Annotated in this window: 9 protein-coding genes, 18 tRNA genes and 1 rRNA gene; 24 read left to right on the forward strand and 4 right to left on the reverse strand. The window is 43.3% G+C overall.

Annotation, left to right across the window (positions count from 1 at the left end; all coding sequences use genetic code 11):
* Positions 1 to 4 precede the first annotated feature (4 nt).
* The 18 genes from ACSBOP_RS04445 to ACSBOP_RS04530 all read left to right on the forward strand — a co-directional run bounded on the left by ACSBOP_RS04445 (position 5) and on the right by ACSBOP_RS04530 (position 4,601).
* Positions 5 to 2,933 (forward strand): 23S ribosomal RNA (locus ACSBOP_RS04445).
* A gap of 67 nt (positions 2,934 to 3,000) precedes the next feature.
* Positions 3,001 to 3,076 (forward strand) — tRNA-Asn (locus ACSBOP_RS04450).
* Positions 3,077 to 3,079: 3 nt separating this feature from the next.
* Positions 3,080 to 3,171: transfer RNA gene (locus tag ACSBOP_RS04455), tRNA-Ser, on the forward strand.
* Positions 3,172 to 3,195: 24 nt separating this feature from the next.
* Positions 3,196 to 3,270, forward strand: a tRNA-Glu gene (locus ACSBOP_RS04460).
* A gap of 7 nt (positions 3,271 to 3,277) precedes the next feature.
* A tRNA-Val gene (locus ACSBOP_RS04465) sits at positions 3,278 to 3,353 on the forward strand.
* 18 nt (positions 3,354 to 3,371) lie between these two features.
* Positions 3,372 to 3,448, forward strand: a tRNA-Met gene (locus ACSBOP_RS04470).
* 26 nt (positions 3,449 to 3,474) lie between these two features.
* Positions 3,475 to 3,551, forward strand: a tRNA-Asp gene (locus tag ACSBOP_RS04475).
* Between the two features lie 49 nt (positions 3,552 to 3,600).
* Positions 3,601 to 3,676: transfer RNA gene (locus ACSBOP_RS04480), tRNA-Phe, on the forward strand.
* A gap of 13 nt (positions 3,677 to 3,689) precedes the next feature.
* A tRNA-Thr gene (locus ACSBOP_RS04485) sits at positions 3,690 to 3,765 on the forward strand.
* 15 nt (positions 3,766 to 3,780) lie between these two features.
* Positions 3,781 to 3,865: transfer RNA gene (locus tag ACSBOP_RS04490), tRNA-Tyr, on the forward strand.
* A gap of 5 nt (positions 3,866 to 3,870) precedes the next feature.
* Positions 3,871 to 3,944 (forward strand) — tRNA-Trp (locus ACSBOP_RS04495).
* A 23-nt stretch (positions 3,945 to 3,967) separates the two neighbouring features.
* A tRNA-His gene (locus tag ACSBOP_RS04500) sits at positions 3,968 to 4,043 on the forward strand.
* Between the two features lie 17 nt (positions 4,044 to 4,060).
* Positions 4,061 to 4,132 (forward strand) — tRNA-Gln (locus tag ACSBOP_RS04505).
* A gap of 9 nt (positions 4,133 to 4,141) precedes the next feature.
* A tRNA-Gly gene (locus ACSBOP_RS04510) sits at positions 4,142 to 4,216 on the forward strand.
* 14 nt (positions 4,217 to 4,230) lie between these two features.
* Positions 4,231 to 4,304, forward strand: a tRNA-Cys gene (locus tag ACSBOP_RS04515).
* 16 nt (positions 4,305 to 4,320) lie between these two features.
* Positions 4,321 to 4,409, forward strand: a tRNA-Leu gene (locus ACSBOP_RS04520).
* 21 nt (positions 4,410 to 4,430) lie between these two features.
* Positions 4,431 to 4,507 (forward strand) — tRNA-Arg (locus ACSBOP_RS04525).
* Positions 4,508 to 4,521: 14 nt separating this feature from the next.
* Positions 4,522 to 4,601: transfer RNA gene (locus tag ACSBOP_RS04530), tRNA-Leu, on the forward strand.
* Positions 4,602 to 4,960: 359 nt separating this feature from the next.
* Here ACSBOP_RS04530 and ACSBOP_RS04535 read toward each other — a convergent pair.
* From ACSBOP_RS04535 to ACSBOP_RS04545, 3 genes are all read right to left on the reverse strand, one after another.
* Positions 4,961 to 6,439, reverse strand: coding sequence for an Lsa family ABC-F type ribosomal protection protein (locus ACSBOP_RS04535; protein WP_442603259.1), 1,479 nt, complete (start codon positions 6,437 to 6,439; stop codon positions 4,961 to 4,963).
* A 463-nt stretch (positions 6,440 to 6,902) separates the two neighbouring features.
* A complete protein-coding gene (locus tag ACSBOP_RS04540) occupies positions 6,903 to 8,987 on the reverse strand; it encodes a YhgE/Pip family protein (protein WP_442603260.1) in 2,085 nt (694 codons plus the stop codon).
* Between the two features lie 110 nt (positions 8,988 to 9,097).
* The gene (locus ACSBOP_RS04545) at positions 9,098 to 9,550 is read right to left on the reverse strand and encodes a DUF441 domain-containing protein (protein WP_442603261.1); all 453 of its coding nucleotides are present in this window, start codon (positions 9,548 to 9,550) and stop codon (positions 9,098 to 9,100) included.
* A 443-nt stretch (positions 9,551 to 9,993) separates the two neighbouring features.
* Between ACSBOP_RS04545 and ACSBOP_RS04550 the strand changes: the two genes are divergently transcribed.
* The 5 genes from ACSBOP_RS04550 to ACSBOP_RS04570 all read left to right on the forward strand — a co-directional run bounded on the left by ACSBOP_RS04550 (position 9,994) and on the right by ACSBOP_RS04570 (position 15,757).
* Positions 9,994 to 10,073, forward strand: a tRNA-Leu gene (locus ACSBOP_RS04550).
* A gap of 321 nt (positions 10,074 to 10,394) precedes the next feature.
* Complete coding sequence (dcuS, locus tag ACSBOP_RS04555) at positions 10,395 to 11,999, forward strand: DcuS/MalK family sensor histidine kinase (RefSeq protein WP_442603262.1); 1,605 nt, start codon at positions 10,395 to 10,397, stop codon at positions 11,997 to 11,999.
* 2 nt (positions 12,000 to 12,001) lie between these two features.
* Entirely contained in the window at positions 12,002 to 12,724 is a 723-nt protein-coding gene (locus ACSBOP_RS04560) for a response regulator (protein WP_442603263.1), read from the forward strand.
* Between the two features lie 183 nt (positions 12,725 to 12,907).
* On the forward strand, positions 12,908 to 14,260 hold the full coding sequence (locus tag ACSBOP_RS04565) for a 2-hydroxycarboxylate transporter family protein (protein ID WP_442603264.1): 1,353 nt from the start codon (positions 12,908 to 12,910) through the stop codon (positions 14,258 to 14,260).
* Positions 14,261 to 14,605: 345 nt separating this feature from the next.
* Positions 14,606 to 15,757: an NAD(P)-dependent malic enzyme gene (locus ACSBOP_RS04570; RefSeq protein ID WP_442604374.1), complete on the forward strand. Its 1,152-nt coding sequence runs from the start codon at positions 14,606 to 14,608 to the stop codon at positions 15,755 to 15,757.
* 105 nt (positions 15,758 to 15,862) lie between these two features.
* Here ACSBOP_RS04570 and ACSBOP_RS04575 read toward each other — a convergent pair whose 3' ends face one another.
* Positions 15,863 to 16,657: an alpha/beta fold hydrolase gene (locus ACSBOP_RS04575; protein WP_442603265.1), complete on the reverse strand. Its 795-nt coding sequence runs from the start codon at positions 16,655 to 16,657 to the stop codon at positions 15,863 to 15,865.
* 177 nt (positions 16,658 to 16,834) lie between these two features.
* On the opposite strand from ACSBOP_RS04575, the gene ACSBOP_RS04580 reads away from it, so the two are divergent.
* A complete protein-coding gene (locus ACSBOP_RS04580) occupies positions 16,835 to 18,196 on the forward strand; it encodes an MATE family efflux transporter (protein WP_442604375.1) in 1,362 nt (453 codons plus the stop codon).
* Positions 18,197 to 18,253 lie beyond the last annotated feature (57 nt).

The raw sequence follows: 18,253 nt of genomic DNA on the forward strand, positions 1-18,253 counted from the left end.
AATAAGATAAGCTAATAAGGGCGCACGGAGGATGCCTAGGCGCTAGGAGCCGAAGAAGGACGTGGCGAACGACGAAATGCCTCGGGGAGCCGTAAGCAGGCTTTGATCCGGGGATGTCCGAATGGGGGAACCCAGCTGTGGTAATGCACAGTTACCCTGCAGTGAATACATAGCTGCAGAGGAGGTATACCGAGGGAACTGAAACATCTAAGTACCTCGAGGAGAAGAAAACAAAAGTGATTCCGTCAGTAGCGGCGAGCGAACGCGGATTAGCCCAAACCAAAGAGCTTGCTCTTTGGGGTTGTAGGACGTCAACATGGAAATAGCTTGCTAGGCGAAGAGATCTGGAAAGGTCTGCGATAAAAGGTAACAGCCCTGTAGCCAAAAGTGAGCGAAATTCCTAGACGGATCCTGAGTACGGCGGGACACGTGAAACCCCGTCGGAATCTGGCAGGACCATCTGCCAAGGCTAAATACTCCCTAGCGACCGATAGTGAAGCAGTACCGTGAGGGAAAGGTGAAAAGCACCCCGGAAGGGGAGTGAAAAAGAACCTGAAACCGTGCGCTTACAAAAAGTCAGAGTCCGTTAAGGGATGATGGCGTGCCTTTTGTAGAATGAACCGGCGAGTTACGTTTGCATGCGAGGTTAAGGTGATAAGCCGGAGCCGCAGCGAAAGCGAGTCTGAATAGGGCGAATTTTAGTATGTAGACGTAGACCCGAAACCGTGTGATCTACCCCTGTCCAGGGTGAAGGTGCGGTAACACGCACTGGAGGCCCGAACCCACGCATGTTGAAAAATGCGGGGATGAGGTGGGGGTAGCGGAGAAATTCCAATCGAACTCGGAGATAGCTGGTTCTCCCCGAAATAGCTTTAGGGCTAGCCTTGGAAAGAGAGTAGTGGAGGTAAAGCACTGATTGGATGCGGGGCCCCCCAAGGGTTACCAAGTTCAGTCAAACTCTGAATGCCACATACTTATATCCAGGAGTCAGACAGTGAGTGCTAAGATCCATTGTCAAGAGGGAAACAGCCCAGATCATCAGCTAAGGTCCCCAAGTGTGTGTTAAGTGGGAAAGGATGTGGAGTTGCAAAGACAACCAGGATGTTGGCTTAGAAGCAGCCATCATTTAAAGAGTGCGTAATAGCTCACTGGTCGAGTGACTCTGCGCCGAAAATGTAACGGGGCTAAACACACCACCGAAGCTATGACAACAGATGAATTTCTGTTTGGGTAGGGGAGCGTTGTGTACAGCAGTGAAGGTTGATCGTGAGGACAGCTGGAGCGTACACAAGTGAGAATGCCGGTATGAGTAACGAAAAGACAAGTGAGAATCTTGTCCGCCGAAAACCTAAGGGTTCCTGAGGAAGGTTCGTCCGCTCAGGGTAAGTCGGGACCTAAGGCGAGGCCGAAAGGCGTAGTCGAATGGACAACAGGTTCAAATTCCTGTACCACCAAAAACCGTTATGAACGATGGAGTGACGCAGTAGGATAGTGACGTGAGCCGATGGATATGCTCGTCCAAGCAGTGAGGCTGATGTGTAGGCAAATCCGCACATCGATAAGGCTGGGCTGTGATGGGGAGGGAAACTTAAAGTACCGAAGGTCATGATTTCACACTGCCAAGAAAAGCTTCTAGTCAGGTCAAGGTGCCCGTACCGTAAACCGACACAGGTGGGTGAGAAGAGAATTCTAAGGCGCGCGGAAGAACTCTCGTTAAGGAACTCGGCAAAATGACCCCGTAACTTCGGGAGAAGGGGTACCCCGGTAGAGTGAATAGCTCGAGGGGGTCGCAGTGAAAAGGCCCAAGCGACTGTTTAGCAAAAACACAGGTCTATGCGAAGCCGTAAGGCGAAGTATATGGGCTGACGCCTGCCCGGTGCTGGAAGGTTAAGGGGAGTGGTTAGGGAGCAATCCCGAAGCTGTGAACCGAAGCCCCAGTAAACGGCGGCCGTAACTATAACGGTCCTAAGGTAGCGAAATTCCTTGTCAGGTAAATTCTGACCCGCACGAATGGCGTAACGACTTGGGCGCTGTCTCAACGAGAGATCCGGTGAAATTTTAATACCTGTGAAGATGCAGGTTACCCGCGACAAGACGGAAAGACCCCATGGAGCTTTACTGCAGCTTGATATTGAACTTTGGTACGATCTGTACAGGATAGGTGGGAGCCTTAGAAGCCTGAGCGCCAGCTTAGGTGGAGGCAACGTTGGGATACCACCCTGATCGTATCGGAGTTCTAACCTACTACCGTATAACCGGTAGAGGGACCGTGTCAGGTGGGCAGTTTGACTGGGGCGGTCGCCTCCTAAAGAGTAACGGAGGCGTCCCAAGGTTCCCTCAGAATGGTTGGAAATCATTCGAAGAGTGCAAAGGCATAAGGGAGCTTGACTGCGAGACCAACAAGTCGAGCAGGGACGAAAGTCGGGCTTAGTGATCCGGTGGTACCGCATGGAAGGGCCATCGCTCAACGGATAAAAGCTACCCTGGGGATAACAGGCTTATCTCCCCCAAGAGTCCACATCGACGGGGAGGTTTGGCACCTCGATGTCGGCTCATCGCATCCTGGGGCTGAAGTAGGTCCCAAGGGTTGGGCTGTTCGCCCATTAAAGCGGTACGCGAGCTGGGTTCAGAACGTCGTGAGACAGTTCGGTCCCTATCTGTCGTGGGCGTAGGAAATTTGAGAGGAGCTGTCCTTAGTACGAGAGGACCGGGATGGACGTACCGCTGGTGTACCAGTTGTTCCGCCAGGAGCACCGCTGGGTAGCTATGTACGGAGGGGATAAGCGCTGAAAGCATCTAAGCGCGAAGCCCCCCTCAAGATGAGATTTCCCAATTAGTAAGACCCCTTGTAGACGACGAGGTTGATAGGTTGGAGGTGGAAGCGCAGCAATGTGTGGAGCTGACCAATACTAATCGGTCGAGGGCTTATCTAAATACCATGATTTACCTTCGTTTTGCTACTAGTTTTCAGGGAATAAACCCTGTATAATAGTTAAGTATTCCCTGATAGCTCAGTTGGTAGAGCACACGACTGTTAATCGTGTTGTCACAGGTTCGAGCCCTGTTCGGGGAGCCATATGGAGAGGTGTCCGAGCTGGCCGAAGGAGCACGATTGGAAATCGTGTAGGCGTCACAAGCGTCTCGAGGGTTCGAATCCCTCTCTCTCCGCCAGATTATTTTCAATCAAGTTAGCAAGGCCCGTTGGTCAAGGGGTTAAGACACCTCCCTTTCACGGAGGTAACAGGGGTTCGAATCCCCTACGGGTCACCAACATTACGGAGGCTTAGCTCAGCTGGGAGAGCATCTGCCTTACAAGCAGAGGGTCAGCGGTTCGATCCCGTTAGCCTCCACCATTTATATTTCAATAATAACGCGGGGTGGAGCAGCTCGGTAGCTCGTCGGGCTCATAACCCGAAGGCCGCAGGTTCAAATCCTGCCCCCGCAACCAAATTCTCTTCATGAGAAACCTAATGTGGAGCTGTGGTGTAGAGGCCTAACATGCCTGCCTGTCACGCAGGAGACCGCGAGTTCGAATCTCGTCAGCTCCGCCATTTATCTTTCAAAATATGCATTAATTATGCATAATGGGCCTAAATGTGAGGCTCGGTAGCTCAGTCGGTAGAGCAGAGGACTGAAAATCCTCGTGTCGGCGGTTCGATTCCGTCCCGAGCCACCATTCTTAATAATATGCCGTTGTAGCTCAACTGGTAGAGCAACTGACTTGTAATCAGTAGGTTGGGGGTTCAAGTCCTCTCGACGGCACCATAGGTATTTTCTTCCGGAGGCTTAGTGAAGTGGCTAAACACGGCAGACTGTAAATCTGCTCTCTTCGAGTTCGGTGGTTCGAATCCATCAGCCTCCACCATTTATAGGGGCATAGTTTAAAGGTAGAACAAAGGTCTCCAAAACCTTTGGTGTGGGTTCAATTCCTGCTGCCCCTGCCAATTATTTTTCCTGAAATTTCGTGGCGGTCGTGGCGAAGTGGTTAACGCATCGGTTTGTGGATCCGACATTCGGGGGTTCAATTCCCCTCGTCCGCCCCATTTTTTCAAGACAATAGTGGGGATTAGCCAAGCGGTAAGGCAACGGACTTTGACTCCGTCATGCATAGGTTCAAATCCTATATCCCCAGTATATATATGCGGAAGTGGCTCAGGGGTAGAGCATCGCCTTGCCAAGGCGAGGGTCGCGGGTTCGAATCCCGTCTTCCGCTCCATTTCCAAAGATAGTGGCGCCATAGCCAAGTGGTAAGGCAGAGCTCTGCAAAAGCTTTACCCCCAGTTCGAGTCTGGGTGGCGCCTCCATAATCTTTATTAACTCGCCGGAGTGGCGGAATCGGCAGACGCACAGGACTTAAAATCCTGCGGTAGGTGACTACCGTACCAGTTCAAGTCTGGTCTTCGGCACCATTTATTAACAACACAGATTTTGCGCCCTTAGCTCAGCTGGATAGAGCGTTTGACTACGAATCAAAAGGCCGGGAGTTCGAATCTCTCAGGGCGCGCCATTATTTTTTGGCAAGCCGGTGTGGCGGAATTGGCAGACGCGCGCGACTCAAAATCGTGAGGGAAACCGTGGGGGTTCGAGTCCCTTCACCGGCATTACAGCAATAAGCCTTGATGATCATTTAATTCATGATCATCAAGGCTTATTTTTTTGTGTTAGATGGTAAGCTAGATGACCTATCCAATTGACTCAATTGAATGTAGAAGTTAATGAATGAGGTCGCTGCTTTTAAGCTTTTTTTAAACTTCGCTGTGAACTTATTAATACTTTTTTGAGTGCAACACCAAACAAAGTGCTTTACCAACATCATCGAAAATTGAAACCATCGTATACATAATAAGAGTGAATACCGTACTGTTAAATAATCCTTTATGGACGACATACGTGCCTAGAATGTAAATGTCACCTAAACATTTATTCCAACCTCCTGAGATAAAATAAGCATAAAATTACATTACAGATTCACAATTTTAGTGGCGATATTTTTACAAAATTCGCTGTCATGCTCAACAAAAATTATTGTCGGGGAATGTTCCAGCAATAATTCTTCGAGTTGGATACGGGAAATGACATCAATAAAGTTTAACGGTTCGTCCCATACATGGAGATGTGCTTTCTCGCATAAGCTCTTTGCGATTAATACCTTTTTCTTCTGTCCGCCGCTGAATGAAGACATATCTTTTTCAAATTGTATGCGCGAAATATCGAGTTTTCTTAAAATCGCTTTGAACAAACTCTCATCAATCTCGTTCTTGCTTGCAAAATCTGTTAAGTTACCTTGCAAATGAGAGGTGTCTTGTGAGACATATGAAATTTTTAGTTGACTACCTTTGCGAAACGTTCCTGTAAAAGGAATCTCCTCGCCAAGAATCAGCTTGAGAATACTTGATTTCCCTGAACCGTTTGGACCTGCAAGTATAATACGTTCTCCTTGTTCAATGGTAAAGGTTACGTCGTTGCATACTGTGTGTTCTACGTAATGAATTGAAACATTCTCTAATTCGACCATCAACTTTTTATTATAGGTAAGTTGAGTAATTTTCAAACTCTCCGCGCTTTCGATATTTTTCAAAAGTTTGGAACTTTCCTCAATTGAGGATTGCTGTCTCTGTTCAATCGATTTCGAGCGTTTCATCATTTTGGCGGCCTTGTGTCCGATATATCCTTTATCGACTTTTGAACCGGAGTTTCGAGTGCCGTTTTTTGTTTTTTCTACTTCGTGAGACCAGTTACTCGTTCTCTTTGAAGCTTCAGACAGCCGTTTAATATCTTTCCGTAGTTTGTCGTTTTCAGCTAACTCATAATTATCCTGTCTTTGTTTATTCTCCCACCAATCCGAGAAATTACCGTTTTGAACCTCAATATGAGTTTTGTTTATAGAAAGAATGTGATCTACACAGTTATCTAGAAATGCTCGATCGTGTGAAACCAAAATAAATCCTTTCTTTTTTTTGAGATAATCGCTAACCAGTTTCCGTGCGTGAATGTCCAAATGGTTAGTTGGCTCGTCGATAAGCAGAAAACTGTTTTCCTTCAAAAACAAGGTTGCTAATAATACTTTTGTTTGCTCCCCGTTTGACATGGTTTCAAACGGCCGATATAACACATCCTCTGACACCTTCAGCAAAGACAGTTCGCGTACGATCTGCCAATACTCGTAGTCAGGATAAATTTCGTCGATAACATCCAGGGTATTAAGTTCCTTGTGTTTAACTTGAAAAGGAAAGTATTCAAAACTGACATTTGCTGAGATGGTTCCACTGTAATCATATTTACCAAGTAGCAGATTCAGAAAGGTTGTTTTTCCTCGACCGTTTCTTCCAGTAAAACCTAATTTCCAATCTGTATCAATTTGAAAGCTAACGTTTTCGAAGATGTTGTCGTAACTACCCTCATAAGCAAAGGTTAGGTCAGACACATTGATTAAAGACATGGCAATTTCCTCCATCCAAAAAATAAAAAGCTACAAGAAAGTTACCTTTCTTGTAGCTCAAATAAACAATGTTAAAAGCTAACCCAAATAATGGGGTAGATAAAATGTTATTTTATTTGAGTGAAAAGAATAAGTAACTTTCTTGCTCTACAAAGAATAAAACAATTTTTTGTTTTACCTTTCGTAATTTAAGCAAGAAATTTTACATTATTCTCCTCAACTCCCGTTTCATATTTGACAGTATTCTAGCATATTTAATTTAACATTTCAACTTTTCAGTAAGAACTTCAGTTGGCACGAGCATTTACGGGGCTTGCGCAAAAAAACTTGATTTAACAAGGCTTTTCGCAGTTATTAGATTCCTCTTCTTGAACTTATCTTCTGCTATCTTCCGAATAGTATGCGCGACTCAAAATCGTGAGGGCAAAATAACCAATCCATTTAACTCAATTGAATGTAGAAGTTAATGTATGAGGTCGCTGCTTTTAAGCCTTTTTTTAAACTTCGCGGTGAACTTATTAATACTTTTCTTGAGTGCAACACCAAGCAAAATCATTAAACTACCATAGATGATAAGAATGATACAATTCTTTGCAACAACATCCCACAATATGCCTGCAGCTGCTTCGCGCATGATGTTAATAGCGTGAGTAAATGGCAAGAAGGGATAGATTGCTTGGAAAAATGGCGGCGTCACTTGAATGGGGAATGTTCCACCTGAACCGGAAATTTGCAATACCAACAAGACGATACAAAGTGCTTTACCTACATCACCGAAAATTGAAACCATCGTATAAATGATAAGTGTGAATACTGTACTGTTAAAAAGTGCAAATAAAATAAAGAATCCTTTATGGACGACATACGTTTCTAGAATATAAATGTCACCTAGCGTTACTACAAGGGCTTGTAATAGAGCAATCATTAGGAAAGTAAGGAACCGCCCAAAGAATATTTGATAGCTCTTATAATTAGCACTTGGTTGATGTACATCTACAGATAAAAGAGAAATGAGTAATAATGCACCGACCCATAACGAAAGGGTTGTAAAAAAAGGAGACATGCTGGAGCCATAGTTGGGCATTGGGAATATTTTATTTTCCTTTAAAAGGACAGGTTCGGCAAAAAAGTCACTTTGCTTCTTAATATCGTGCTTGAGCAGATCAATAATTTCTTTTATGTCTGCACTGTTTTCGAACTCACGAATTTTATTAGCAAGTTGATGTATTTTACGCTCGATATCAGGTAAGTCTTTTTGAACTTTTGCTAACTCATCTTTCCCTAAATCAATTCCTTTAGCGGCATCAGAAAGTAAGCTAGTGACATCTGGCAGACTCTTTTGTGCTTGTGCTAGGATATCTCCTACATCTTTAGCAATGGATTTGGATTTGTCGATTGCATTTTGAATGGCAGGCATGATTGTAGTATCAAAACCATCAATAACCCCACCTAAATCTTGTTTTAATTGCTTGGAAAGTTGGTTGACGTTGTTTATTAAGGCTTCTGTTGGCTTTTTACCTTGCTCAATTAATGAAATAATCTTTTGGATATTATTTTGTTGTTCATTAAATTTATTTTTAACACCGTTTAGTGAGTCTATCGCGCTTGCTAGTTTATTATTGCCTCCCATTGTTTGCAGACGATTTAAGAAGCCTACAATACCATCTACGGCTTTACCTGCGAGGCCGAGTCTTTCACTTATAGATTTTGCAGTAGGAATAGCTTTTTCCGGTTTAATATCACTGTTCATCAGTAATGAAGTGATGTCTTCCGTTGAAGATGCAATTTCCTGGAGCATGGTTAAATCTTGTTTGATACCAGGACCGGCTTTGACCAGTGCATCTTCGGCCTTATTTGAAAAGTTTAAGAAGTCAGATGACATCTCTTGCCCGTTTTTGGATAACCGTTCGATCGTAGGTAAATTATCTTGAATATTACTGACAAGACGTTGGGCTTTACCCGCATCTGTTAAGGCAAGGTTGATGATTTCTTTAATTTGTGGGAACTCACTTTCAAGCTTAAAAACGATTTGCTTTACTTTTTCAATGCTAGGGAGGTTTTGCTGAATATCGGCACCTAATTCATTAAATAGGGTGAAGATCGTAGTAGTTGCTGTTTTAACAAAATTTTTACTGATCTGTTCGGCAATGCCGGAAGCTCCTGTAGCCGTAATTTTAGGAGCAACCGCGTTGATTTTTTCATTTACACTATAGATGAGTTCAGGCTTAACGGGGTCATTAGTTAGGATAGTAGCTATTTTTTCGGAGAAATCAGGGGTAATGTCAATGCTTGCGTAATATTTGCCATGCTCGACACCTGACTGCGCCTCTGCTCGGTCTACGAACCTCCAACCCAGCAGATTATTTTCTTTTAAGGAATTAACAATTTCATTACCGATATTCACGTCTTTCCCTTGAATGGTTGTCCCTTTATCGTCGTTGACAATCGCAACAAGCAGCCCACTTGTACTTCCATAAGGGTCCCAAGAAGCTGCGATATTGAACCAAGCATATAAGGGAGCTAAAATAACGAGCCCGGAAATGATCACGAGTACGACCCAATTTTTCATTATACCATTAAGGTCATTTGTATAGATTTGGAGGATGGATCTCATATGTAAGCACCTTTTTAAAATTATGACTTACAGGTAGTATGAGTTTATTGCTTACCAATTATTAAGGACAGGATACCTGCCGCAATTAGAGGACCAACAGGAACACCACGGAAGAGTGCGACACCTAGTACTGTACCAATCAGCAATCCCGCGACAACGGTTGGCTGATTGCCCATGAGCAGTACGCCACGACCTCCTAAATAGGAGACAAGTACACCGATAATAATGGCAAGAATGGATTTCCAGTGGAAAAAAGATTGTATGATGGTTTGTAGAGATATTTTTCCACTTGCTAAAGGTGTCATGACGCCAATGGTTAAGATGATGATCCCGATCGTAATGCCATGTTTTTCGAGCCAAGGAAAAGCTTGCTGTAGATTGGTAATTCGAAGCAGAAGTAAAACGAGCATGGCAATAGTAACCGTAGCGTTGCTACTTATAATGCCAAGTCCGGCAAAGGCTAATAATATCAGTGCAGGCATGTCTATAGTTGTCATAAATAAAAACGCTCCTTCGGTTTGTCTTAGATATCAGTATGCACCAGAATAAAGTAGTTCCAACCCTTTCCTTCCTCATGATGCATAGGGATTAATGCTAATACAAAATTGAGGAAATATCAATGAAAGTGTAATTTCACCAAATTTGCGACATTTGCATGAAAAAGGGTAGATTTCCCTCTTTTTTGGGATTATATAGGGTGACAGTGGACTTAGTCTGTTCTATGATGAGAGAAGTTAAGGAATATGGTAAGAAAGAGGTGTATGGCAGATGGGGATGGTCTATTTTATTTCTTTCCTTTGTGTGGTTATAGTGGTGGGTATTACGTTCTATGTGACGAAAAAAGCTTACTCACGAAAGTGGGACCAAGAAGAGTAGAAATTTAATGCAATAAAATACTTGCTTTTTTATTGCGTACAAGGTATAATAATTTTTGTTGAAAGCCGGTGTGGCGGAATTGGCAGACGCGCGCGACTCAAAATCGTGAGGGAAACCGTGGGGGTTCGAGTCCCTTCACCGGCATAATTAGTAGAGAATGCGGCAATTTAAAGGGATTTGCTTTCAAGTTAGTTAGATGACTTGATAGCAGATCCCTTTTGCATTTTGAGTCAAAATGTTTTTCTTTTTCTGTATAGATATACAAAAGATCATTTTGATGGTATTTTGGAGTTCCGGCAGAATCAACGAAAGCGCTATATTTATGATGAACTTCATGTGAACTAATTCACATAAATATAATTAAATCTATAAGAGTGACCTAATCTTTACAGGGGTTTAGATTCATGCAATATGCTTATTCTATAACTGTCAGTTGTGTAAAAAAGAGTTTTGGGGTGAGGGAGTATGAAAATAGGGAGATTGACATTGAAACTGCGGACGACCATTACGTTGATGATCTGTGTCGTTGTTGTAATGGTGTTGTTAGTTGTTTATGTATTGTTCGGTATGAAAGTGACAGAAATGACGAAGGATGCTTTGCAAAACAAAGCTCTCTCAATCGCTCGTACTGTTTCACAAACATCATCTGTAATTGAAGAACTGGAGGGCCGGGGAGATCCAAATGCTGTTCAGCAATTTGCAAAGGATATTCTTACTATCAACGATGTACAGTTCGTGGTGGTGATTGATATGAACGGTATTCGTCATACCCATCCTGATCCGGCAAAGATCGGTCAACAGTTTATTGGCGGCGATGAAATCGTAGCTCTACACGGAAGTGAAAACGTATCCACAGCCAAAGGTTCACTAGGTGATTCAGTAAGAGCATTTTCACCGATTTATGGTGTAAACGGAGAACAGATTGGAGCTGTAGCGGTAGGCATTTCACTTGACAGCGTCCATACTGCGGTTAAACAGAATGAGTGGATTATTTATTTGGGAATTATACTTGGTGGTGTAATGGGGATAGCGGGAGCGGTTTTGCTAGCGAATAAAATTAAAAAAATGATGTTCGGTATGGAGCCTGAAGCCATTTCGAAACTGCTGGAAGAACGGAGTGCCATGCTCCAATACGCACGTGAAGGTATACTGGCCGTGGATAAAAATTTGAAAATTACACTGGTGAATACTGAAGCCAGGCGATTGATGGATCTTATTGGTGTAGATGCTGATCCTGTAAATCAGATGGTGGGTAATATTTTGCCGCAGCTGCGAATGGATAAGGTTTTGGAAACAGGTAAACCGCTGCAGGATATCGAGGTTGAGCAGAGTGGAGTCACGTTGTTGGCCAATGTAGTTCCAGTTAGAGTGGGCGAGAAAGTAGAAGGCGTAATCGCAAGCTTTCGTGACAAGACTGAAATATCTGTTCTTGTAGAAAGACTGAACGGTATTTCCATGTACGCCGATATACTGCGATCACAGACCCACGAATTTATGAATAAACTTCATGTCATTATAGGATTGACCCATATGCAACAATACGAACGATTGGAACAATATCTGGCAGGTACCATGCTTCATATTCACAATGAAGCTGATGCTGTAATCCAGTTAGTGAAAGATCCCGTTATGGCTGGATTTTTACTAGGTAAGCAAAGCCGTGGGCGTGAGGTGGGTGTTAAGATTGAACTGCTAGAGGAGGGTATACTACCTGAAGCCGCTGATCCGGACAATTCACGTGAACTAGTAACCATCGTTGGAAATCTGTTAGAAAACGCGCTGGAGGCCTCTCTAGGCAGCGCAAACAAAGTGATTGGCATTGGCTTCCTATACGAAGACCAAAAGCTGAGAATACGAGTCGTAGACAATGGAATAGGGTTACCTGAAATTAGAGCGGAGCAGTTGTATGAGCAGGGTTATTCTACAAAGGGTAAAGACCGTGGAATTGGTCTGTATTTGGTTAAGAAAAGCCTGGACAAACTGAGGGGATCTATTTACTTGGAGAGCCGCCCAGGACAAGGTACTGCATTTACTGTTCACTTACCATATGAAGCGAAGAGTGAGGAATAATAATGAATACATCTATAATTTCTGTACTTATCGTCGAAGATGATCCGATGGTTTCGGAAATGAATAAATTTTATTTAGAGCAGGTAGAGGGTTTCAAAGCCGAAGGTTGGGCTTCTTCCCCGGACGAAGCATTGAGTATGTTAGAGCAGGGAGTCTATGAACTGATTCTACTTGATATTTATATGAAAGAAAGCAATGGATTGGAGCTGCTATCCGAAATACGCCACAGAGGGATTAAGGTAGATGTCATTGTCATTTCGGCTGCAAGCGACAAAAAGAGTATTCAGGTGGCGTTGCAGAACGGGGCTGTGGATTATTTGATTAAACCTTTCGAATTCAGTCGGTTCCAAGCGGCATTAAGTAGATACAGAGAGCAAAATCGGCTGTTTCGTTATCAAGAATGCCTTAATCAATCTGAGCTCGATACGATTACACGTTTTCGTCAGGAACAGAGAGCGTCACAGGAATTGCCCAAAGGTTTCACAAGGCAGACGCTTCAAACGATCTGGAAAGTAATTGAGTCTGATGGGGCGGGATGGTTCTCGGCCGAGGACATATCTATGTTGTCCGGAATCTCACGAGTATCGGTTAGCAAATATTGTGCCGGTCTAGTGGAGATGGGCGTGCTCGAGATGGACTTGGCGTATGGAACAGTAGGGAGACCCGTTCAGAAATACCAGATTGCAGCTAATGGGAGGATGACGATATCCAAATATTTTGTATAAATCTGAATGTAGATTGCTGCTGCCATGATGGCAGCATTTTTTTATTTGAATAGAAAATTGAAGAAAAGAAGATAGCGCTTACTTTAAAAATTTACAAAATGTATTCAATATTTACGTAAAAACAAAAGCGCTTTCAAACCGTTTATAATGGGGGTGTAAACGATTTAAGGAGGTTAATAAGACATGGAAAATGTAATAAAGCCGTCAGTCGAATTAGGGGGAGAAGGGCAGCTGCCTAAAGAGAAACAAGGATTGTGGCAGCGACTCATGCAGCTTAAGGTAGGTGTCATTCCGTTACCGGTATACGTCGTATTAGCACTTATTATTTTTGCCGCCGCTGCTCTTGGTAAAGTACCAAACGATATGATCGGTGGGTTTGCTGTTATTATCATCATGGGTGTATTGCTCAGCGATTTAGGTTTCAAACTCCCGATTTTGAAAAACATTGGTGGCCCAGCTATTCTGTCGTTAATGATTCCTTCACTTCTGGTGTTCTGGAATGTGCTGAACCCTTCAGTTACTGATTCCGTTCACACATTAATGAAAACGTCTAACTTTCTATATCTCTATATTTCTATTCTAGTGGCGGGTAGCATCACTGGAATGAATCGCACCACTCTGATCAACGGTTTCATCCGTATTTTCATTCCGATGCTGCTTGGAACGTTAGCTGCTGTTGCAGTTGGCCTTGGAGTTGGGATGATGCTCGGCTACAGCGCACATCGTGTCTTGTTTTACATCATTGTGCCAATTATCTGTGGTGGTGTTGGTGAAGGCATTCTGCCGCTATCCATTGCATTCTCACAAATCCTTGGGGGCGAATCAGGTTATTATGTAGCACAAATGATTCCAGCTGCGGTGATTGGAAATGTATTTGCCATTATTGGCGCGGGGCTTCTTAAGAAAATGGCTGAGAAAAATCCATCCATTACTGGTAATGGCGTACTGGTTAAATCCAAAGATGGCACGAAGCTTGGCGGAAGTACCTATGATGCTGAAAAACCTGACTTTTTGCTCATGGGAGCGGGATTGTTGTTTGCCTGCGGATTATTTATCACTGGTCATCTATTGTCGCCTTATGTAGGTATTCCAGGACCGATTTTGATGATTTTTGCAGCAGCGTTACTTAAAGTGTTCAAGGTGTTGCCAGCGAAAATCGAGCAGGGTGCCTACCAATTGTACAAATTAGTTTCTGGTACATTGACTTGGCCGCTGATGGTTGGTCTAGGTATATTGTATATTCCACTGCAAGATGTAGCAGCTCTGATCTCTATTCCTTATATTCTGGTTTGTGCAAGCGTAATCGTAGCTATGATTGTTACAGGTTATTTTGTTGGCAAATGGGTCAGTATGTATCCTGTAGAAGCGGCGATTGTAACAGGGTGCCGCGGCGGTCTTGGCGGTACGGGCGACGTAGCCATTCTGTCAGCTTCCGGTCGGATGGAATTGATGCCTTTCGCTCAGATTTCTACACGGATTGGCGGTGCTCTCACAGTAGTCGCGGCTACACTGCTAATTGCAGTATGGGGTGGCTGATTGTTGGACAAGCGTTTAACAGAAACGGAAGCATGACAGCCAGTTCTATTCGTATAAGAATATTAAATGTTCACTAAGGAGGTTAGTGTTTTGAATAGTACAAGCGAACAATATGTCTTTACACTACGGATTCAGTATCGTCGTGACAGTGATTATATGGCAAATGTAGTGAATATCGTTGAAACCTACAAAGGAAAGACACATGTTGATATTAAGAACGAGGATTCCGAGATGTGCAGCGCGGATGTACAGATTATGCTAGATCAATCGGAAGATCGAAAGTGGATTGAAAAAGGTGTTAGCCAATTATCAGGAGGTGATATTGTGGAACTGTTAGAAGAAATTATGAATTTGCATAAAGGCGGCAAACTGGAAACAACATTAAAGAATCCGATTCTTTCCAAAGAGGATTTATCCAAAGTCTATACGCCAGGCGTGGCTAAAGTGTGCCAAGCAATTGCCCGGGATCAGAACCAGGCGTATGAGCTGACGACGAAAAAAAATACAGTGGCAGTCATTTCGGACGGGACTGCTGTATTGGGACTCGGCGACATTGGTCCCAAAGCAGCGATGCCGGTCATGGAAGGTAAGGCTGCACTATTCAAACAGTTCGCTGACGTGGATGCTGTACCGATCTGTCTCGATACGAAAGATACAGAGGAAATCATTTCAGTCGTCAAGGCACTTGCGCCGACCTTTGGTGGAATCAATCTGGAAGATATCTCTTCACCACGTTGCTTCGAGATTGAGAAAAGACTAAGAGATGAACTAGACATTCCAGTTTTCCATGATGATCAGCACGGAACTGCCATTGTCGTGTTAGCCGGTTTGCTGAACGCATTGAAGGTATGCGACAAAAATATAAAAGACGTCAAAATCGTCATAAACGGTTGTGGCGCTGCGGGTATCTCGATTTCCAAAATGCTTCTGCGAGCAGGGGCTGTTAATCTGATTGGGGTTGATCGTCAGGGTGCGATTAGCCGAAACATACAGTACGATCGGTCACACTGGAGTGATTTTGCTCAAATCACCAATCCAAATATGGAAAATGGAAAACTGCCAGATGTCATCAAAGGAGCAGATGTATTTATTGGTGTATCCGCGCCGAATATGCTGAAAGTAGAGGATCTTCAAAATATGGCGAAGGACCCGATTGTATTTGCTATGGCTAATCCAACGCCAGAAATTGATCCAACCATTGCGGCTCCGTATGTGAAAGTGATGGCGACTGGTCGTTCTGACTTCCCGAATCAAATTAATAATGTTTTATGTTTTCCTGGGATTTTCAGGGGTGCGCTGGATAGTGAGGCAACAGACATTAACGATGAGATGAAGCTTGCAGCGGCGGAAGCCATTTCTTCCGTTATTGATCCAGCAGATTTGAATGAAAAATACATTATTCCAGATGCTTTTGACACACGTGTGGTAGAACGAATCCGTAAAGCGGTTGCTGAGGCTGCTTATAAGAGCGGTGTAGCTCGCAAAAATTTGTTGTAGAGCATTAACTAGGACTCTTTTTTTCATAAAACGCTTTTAGTTCTTCTAAGGACGAGCTTACAGCCTGTAGGATCAATTGATCTTACAGGCTTTTTTAATGTATTTTTAAACGTGTGCTTTTCCAAGAAAATCAGATAATAGATTGTTAAAAGCATCGGGTTTTTCGACAGGGGTTAAGTGAGCTGTTTCTGCGATGAGGCGGTATTTAGCATTAGGGATTGAGTTAGCAAGCTGTTTGATCAGTTGTGGAGGAATGATTTTATCATGCTCACCGCCTATGACAATGGTAGGCACACGAATGGAAGCTAGCATACTGGTGCTATCTGGACGAAATGCCATTGCAAGCTGCGCATGCACTAGACCAAGCGGATCCATCTCTGTCATCCAATTTCCTACTTCATCAGCAAGGTGGGGTTGATCATGGAGGGTTGTGTCAGATAGCAATTTGCTAAGCATCGCCTGACGTGCTGCAATTGATCCATGTTCAAGAAGGTTTCGTGCAGCTTCCAAGCGACTTCGTTGACCATCTTTCGTATCTGCATCTGCTCGGGTATTAACTAATGCGATGGCTGAGATACGAGAAGGTGCTTTGCGTAGTAAGGCAAATAGGACATAACCACCCATTGAGAAGCCAGCGACTGTGACGCGATTGATACCAAGTTCATCAAGTAGAGTAATGATATCATCCGCATAATGATCGATCGTGATATTAGACGGGGTACCTTCGGATTGCCCCATTCCTCGTAAGTCAGGAACGATGACTCGGTGTGTGTGCCTGAAATATTCAATCTGTGCATCCCACATACGATGATCGAGCGGGTAGCCGTGAAGTAGAAGTAATGCAGGTCCTTGTCCTTTATCCGTAACATCAAGGGTTAACTTGTTTATTCTCACTTGCATGGTCTTCACTCCATTCGTTTGGTAATGTGAATAAAGCATGATCATAGGTTCATATCTAATCATATTCGCTAGGTGTCCAGATTTTCCTATGTCAACATGATTTTTAAGTACCCCTTAATTTGAAATTTATGATACAATAAACCATTGTGCCCAAATCCTATTGTAGAGGATGAGATGATGAAGCAAACTTACACATATAGTCAAAAGATACGTCAGTTTATTATGATATTATTTCCTATATTAATTACGCAAATATCATTATTTTTAATGTTATTCTTCGATACGGTGATGTCTGGTCAAGCAAGTCCAAGTGATTTAGCGGGTGTGGCAATTGGTTCTAGTATTTGGACACCAGTGAATACGGGTCTAACTGGTATTCTGATTGCGATTACACCGATTGTTGCCCAGCTCATTGGAGCTAAACGTCAAGATAAAGTGGCATTTGTAGTCTTTCAAGGGATGTATGTAGGACTCGTTATTGCAATCGTTGTTCTGATCTGTGGATGCTTTGTACTTGATCCTATACTCAATGTGATGCAGCTAGAAAGCAATGTTCGACAAATTGCACATGATTTTCTTATTGCACTTTCCATTGGTATCATACCACTGTTTATTTACACGGTATTGCGCAGTTTTATTGATGCACTTGGTCGTACTCGTGTGACGATGGTGATTACATTGACTTCATTACCGATTAACGTCGTTCTTAATTATATGTTGATCTATGGTAAAGGTGGCTTTCCGAAGCTTGGTGGCGTTGGAGCTGGTTATGCTTCTGCTGCTACACACTGGCTGATTCTGATTATTTTCTTATTCGTTGTAAGTCGGAATAAATCGTTTAAGCCATTCAACATTTTCGGGAAATGGCATAAAATTCATTGGGAAACATGGAAAGAGCAGCTTAAGCTTGGGATTCCGATCGGATTTTCGATCTTTTTTGAAACGAGTGTATTTGCCGGTGTTACAATCTTAATGAGTCAATTTAATACAAATACAATTGCTGCCCATCAAGCGGCGTTGAATTTCGCGTCATTGCTGTATATGGTGCCTTTGAGTATTGCAATGGCACTTACGATTACAATTGGTTTTGAGGCGGGAGCCCTTCGGAAAAAAGATGCCGCCCAGTACAGCATTATTGGTATTGTGTCAGCTGTCATGATGTCTGTCTTGTGTGGGGTACTGTTATTCTTCTTAAATGGAGGAATTGCAGGATTGTACAGCCAAGATCAAACGGTGATTGAGCTGACAAAAGTTTTCTTGTATTATGCGTTATTCTTCCAATTATTCGATGCGATTGCAGCACCCATTCAAGGAGCTCTTCGCGGCTACAAGGATGTAAACACGACTCTAATCGCTACGTTAGTTGCTTATTGGATTGTGGGGCTTCCTTTAGGTTATGTTCTTGCGAACTATACTTCTCTTGAGGCATATGGGTATTGGATTGGACTCATCTCGGGGATTGGAACAGGTGCCATTATTCTATCGATTCGTCTGATCAAAAAGCAGCGTCGTGTCATTTCAGATACAATAGCGATGTAATGAATAAAAAAAGTCATTTTCGCCGGAGCCTTCGCTCTTGTGAAAATGACTTTTTCA

Origin of the sequence: Paenibacillus sp. KN14-4R, assembly GCF_052180255.1 — a bacterium.
Taxonomy (GTDB): Bacteria; Bacillota; Bacilli; order Paenibacillales; family NBRC-103111; genus Paenibacillus_AM.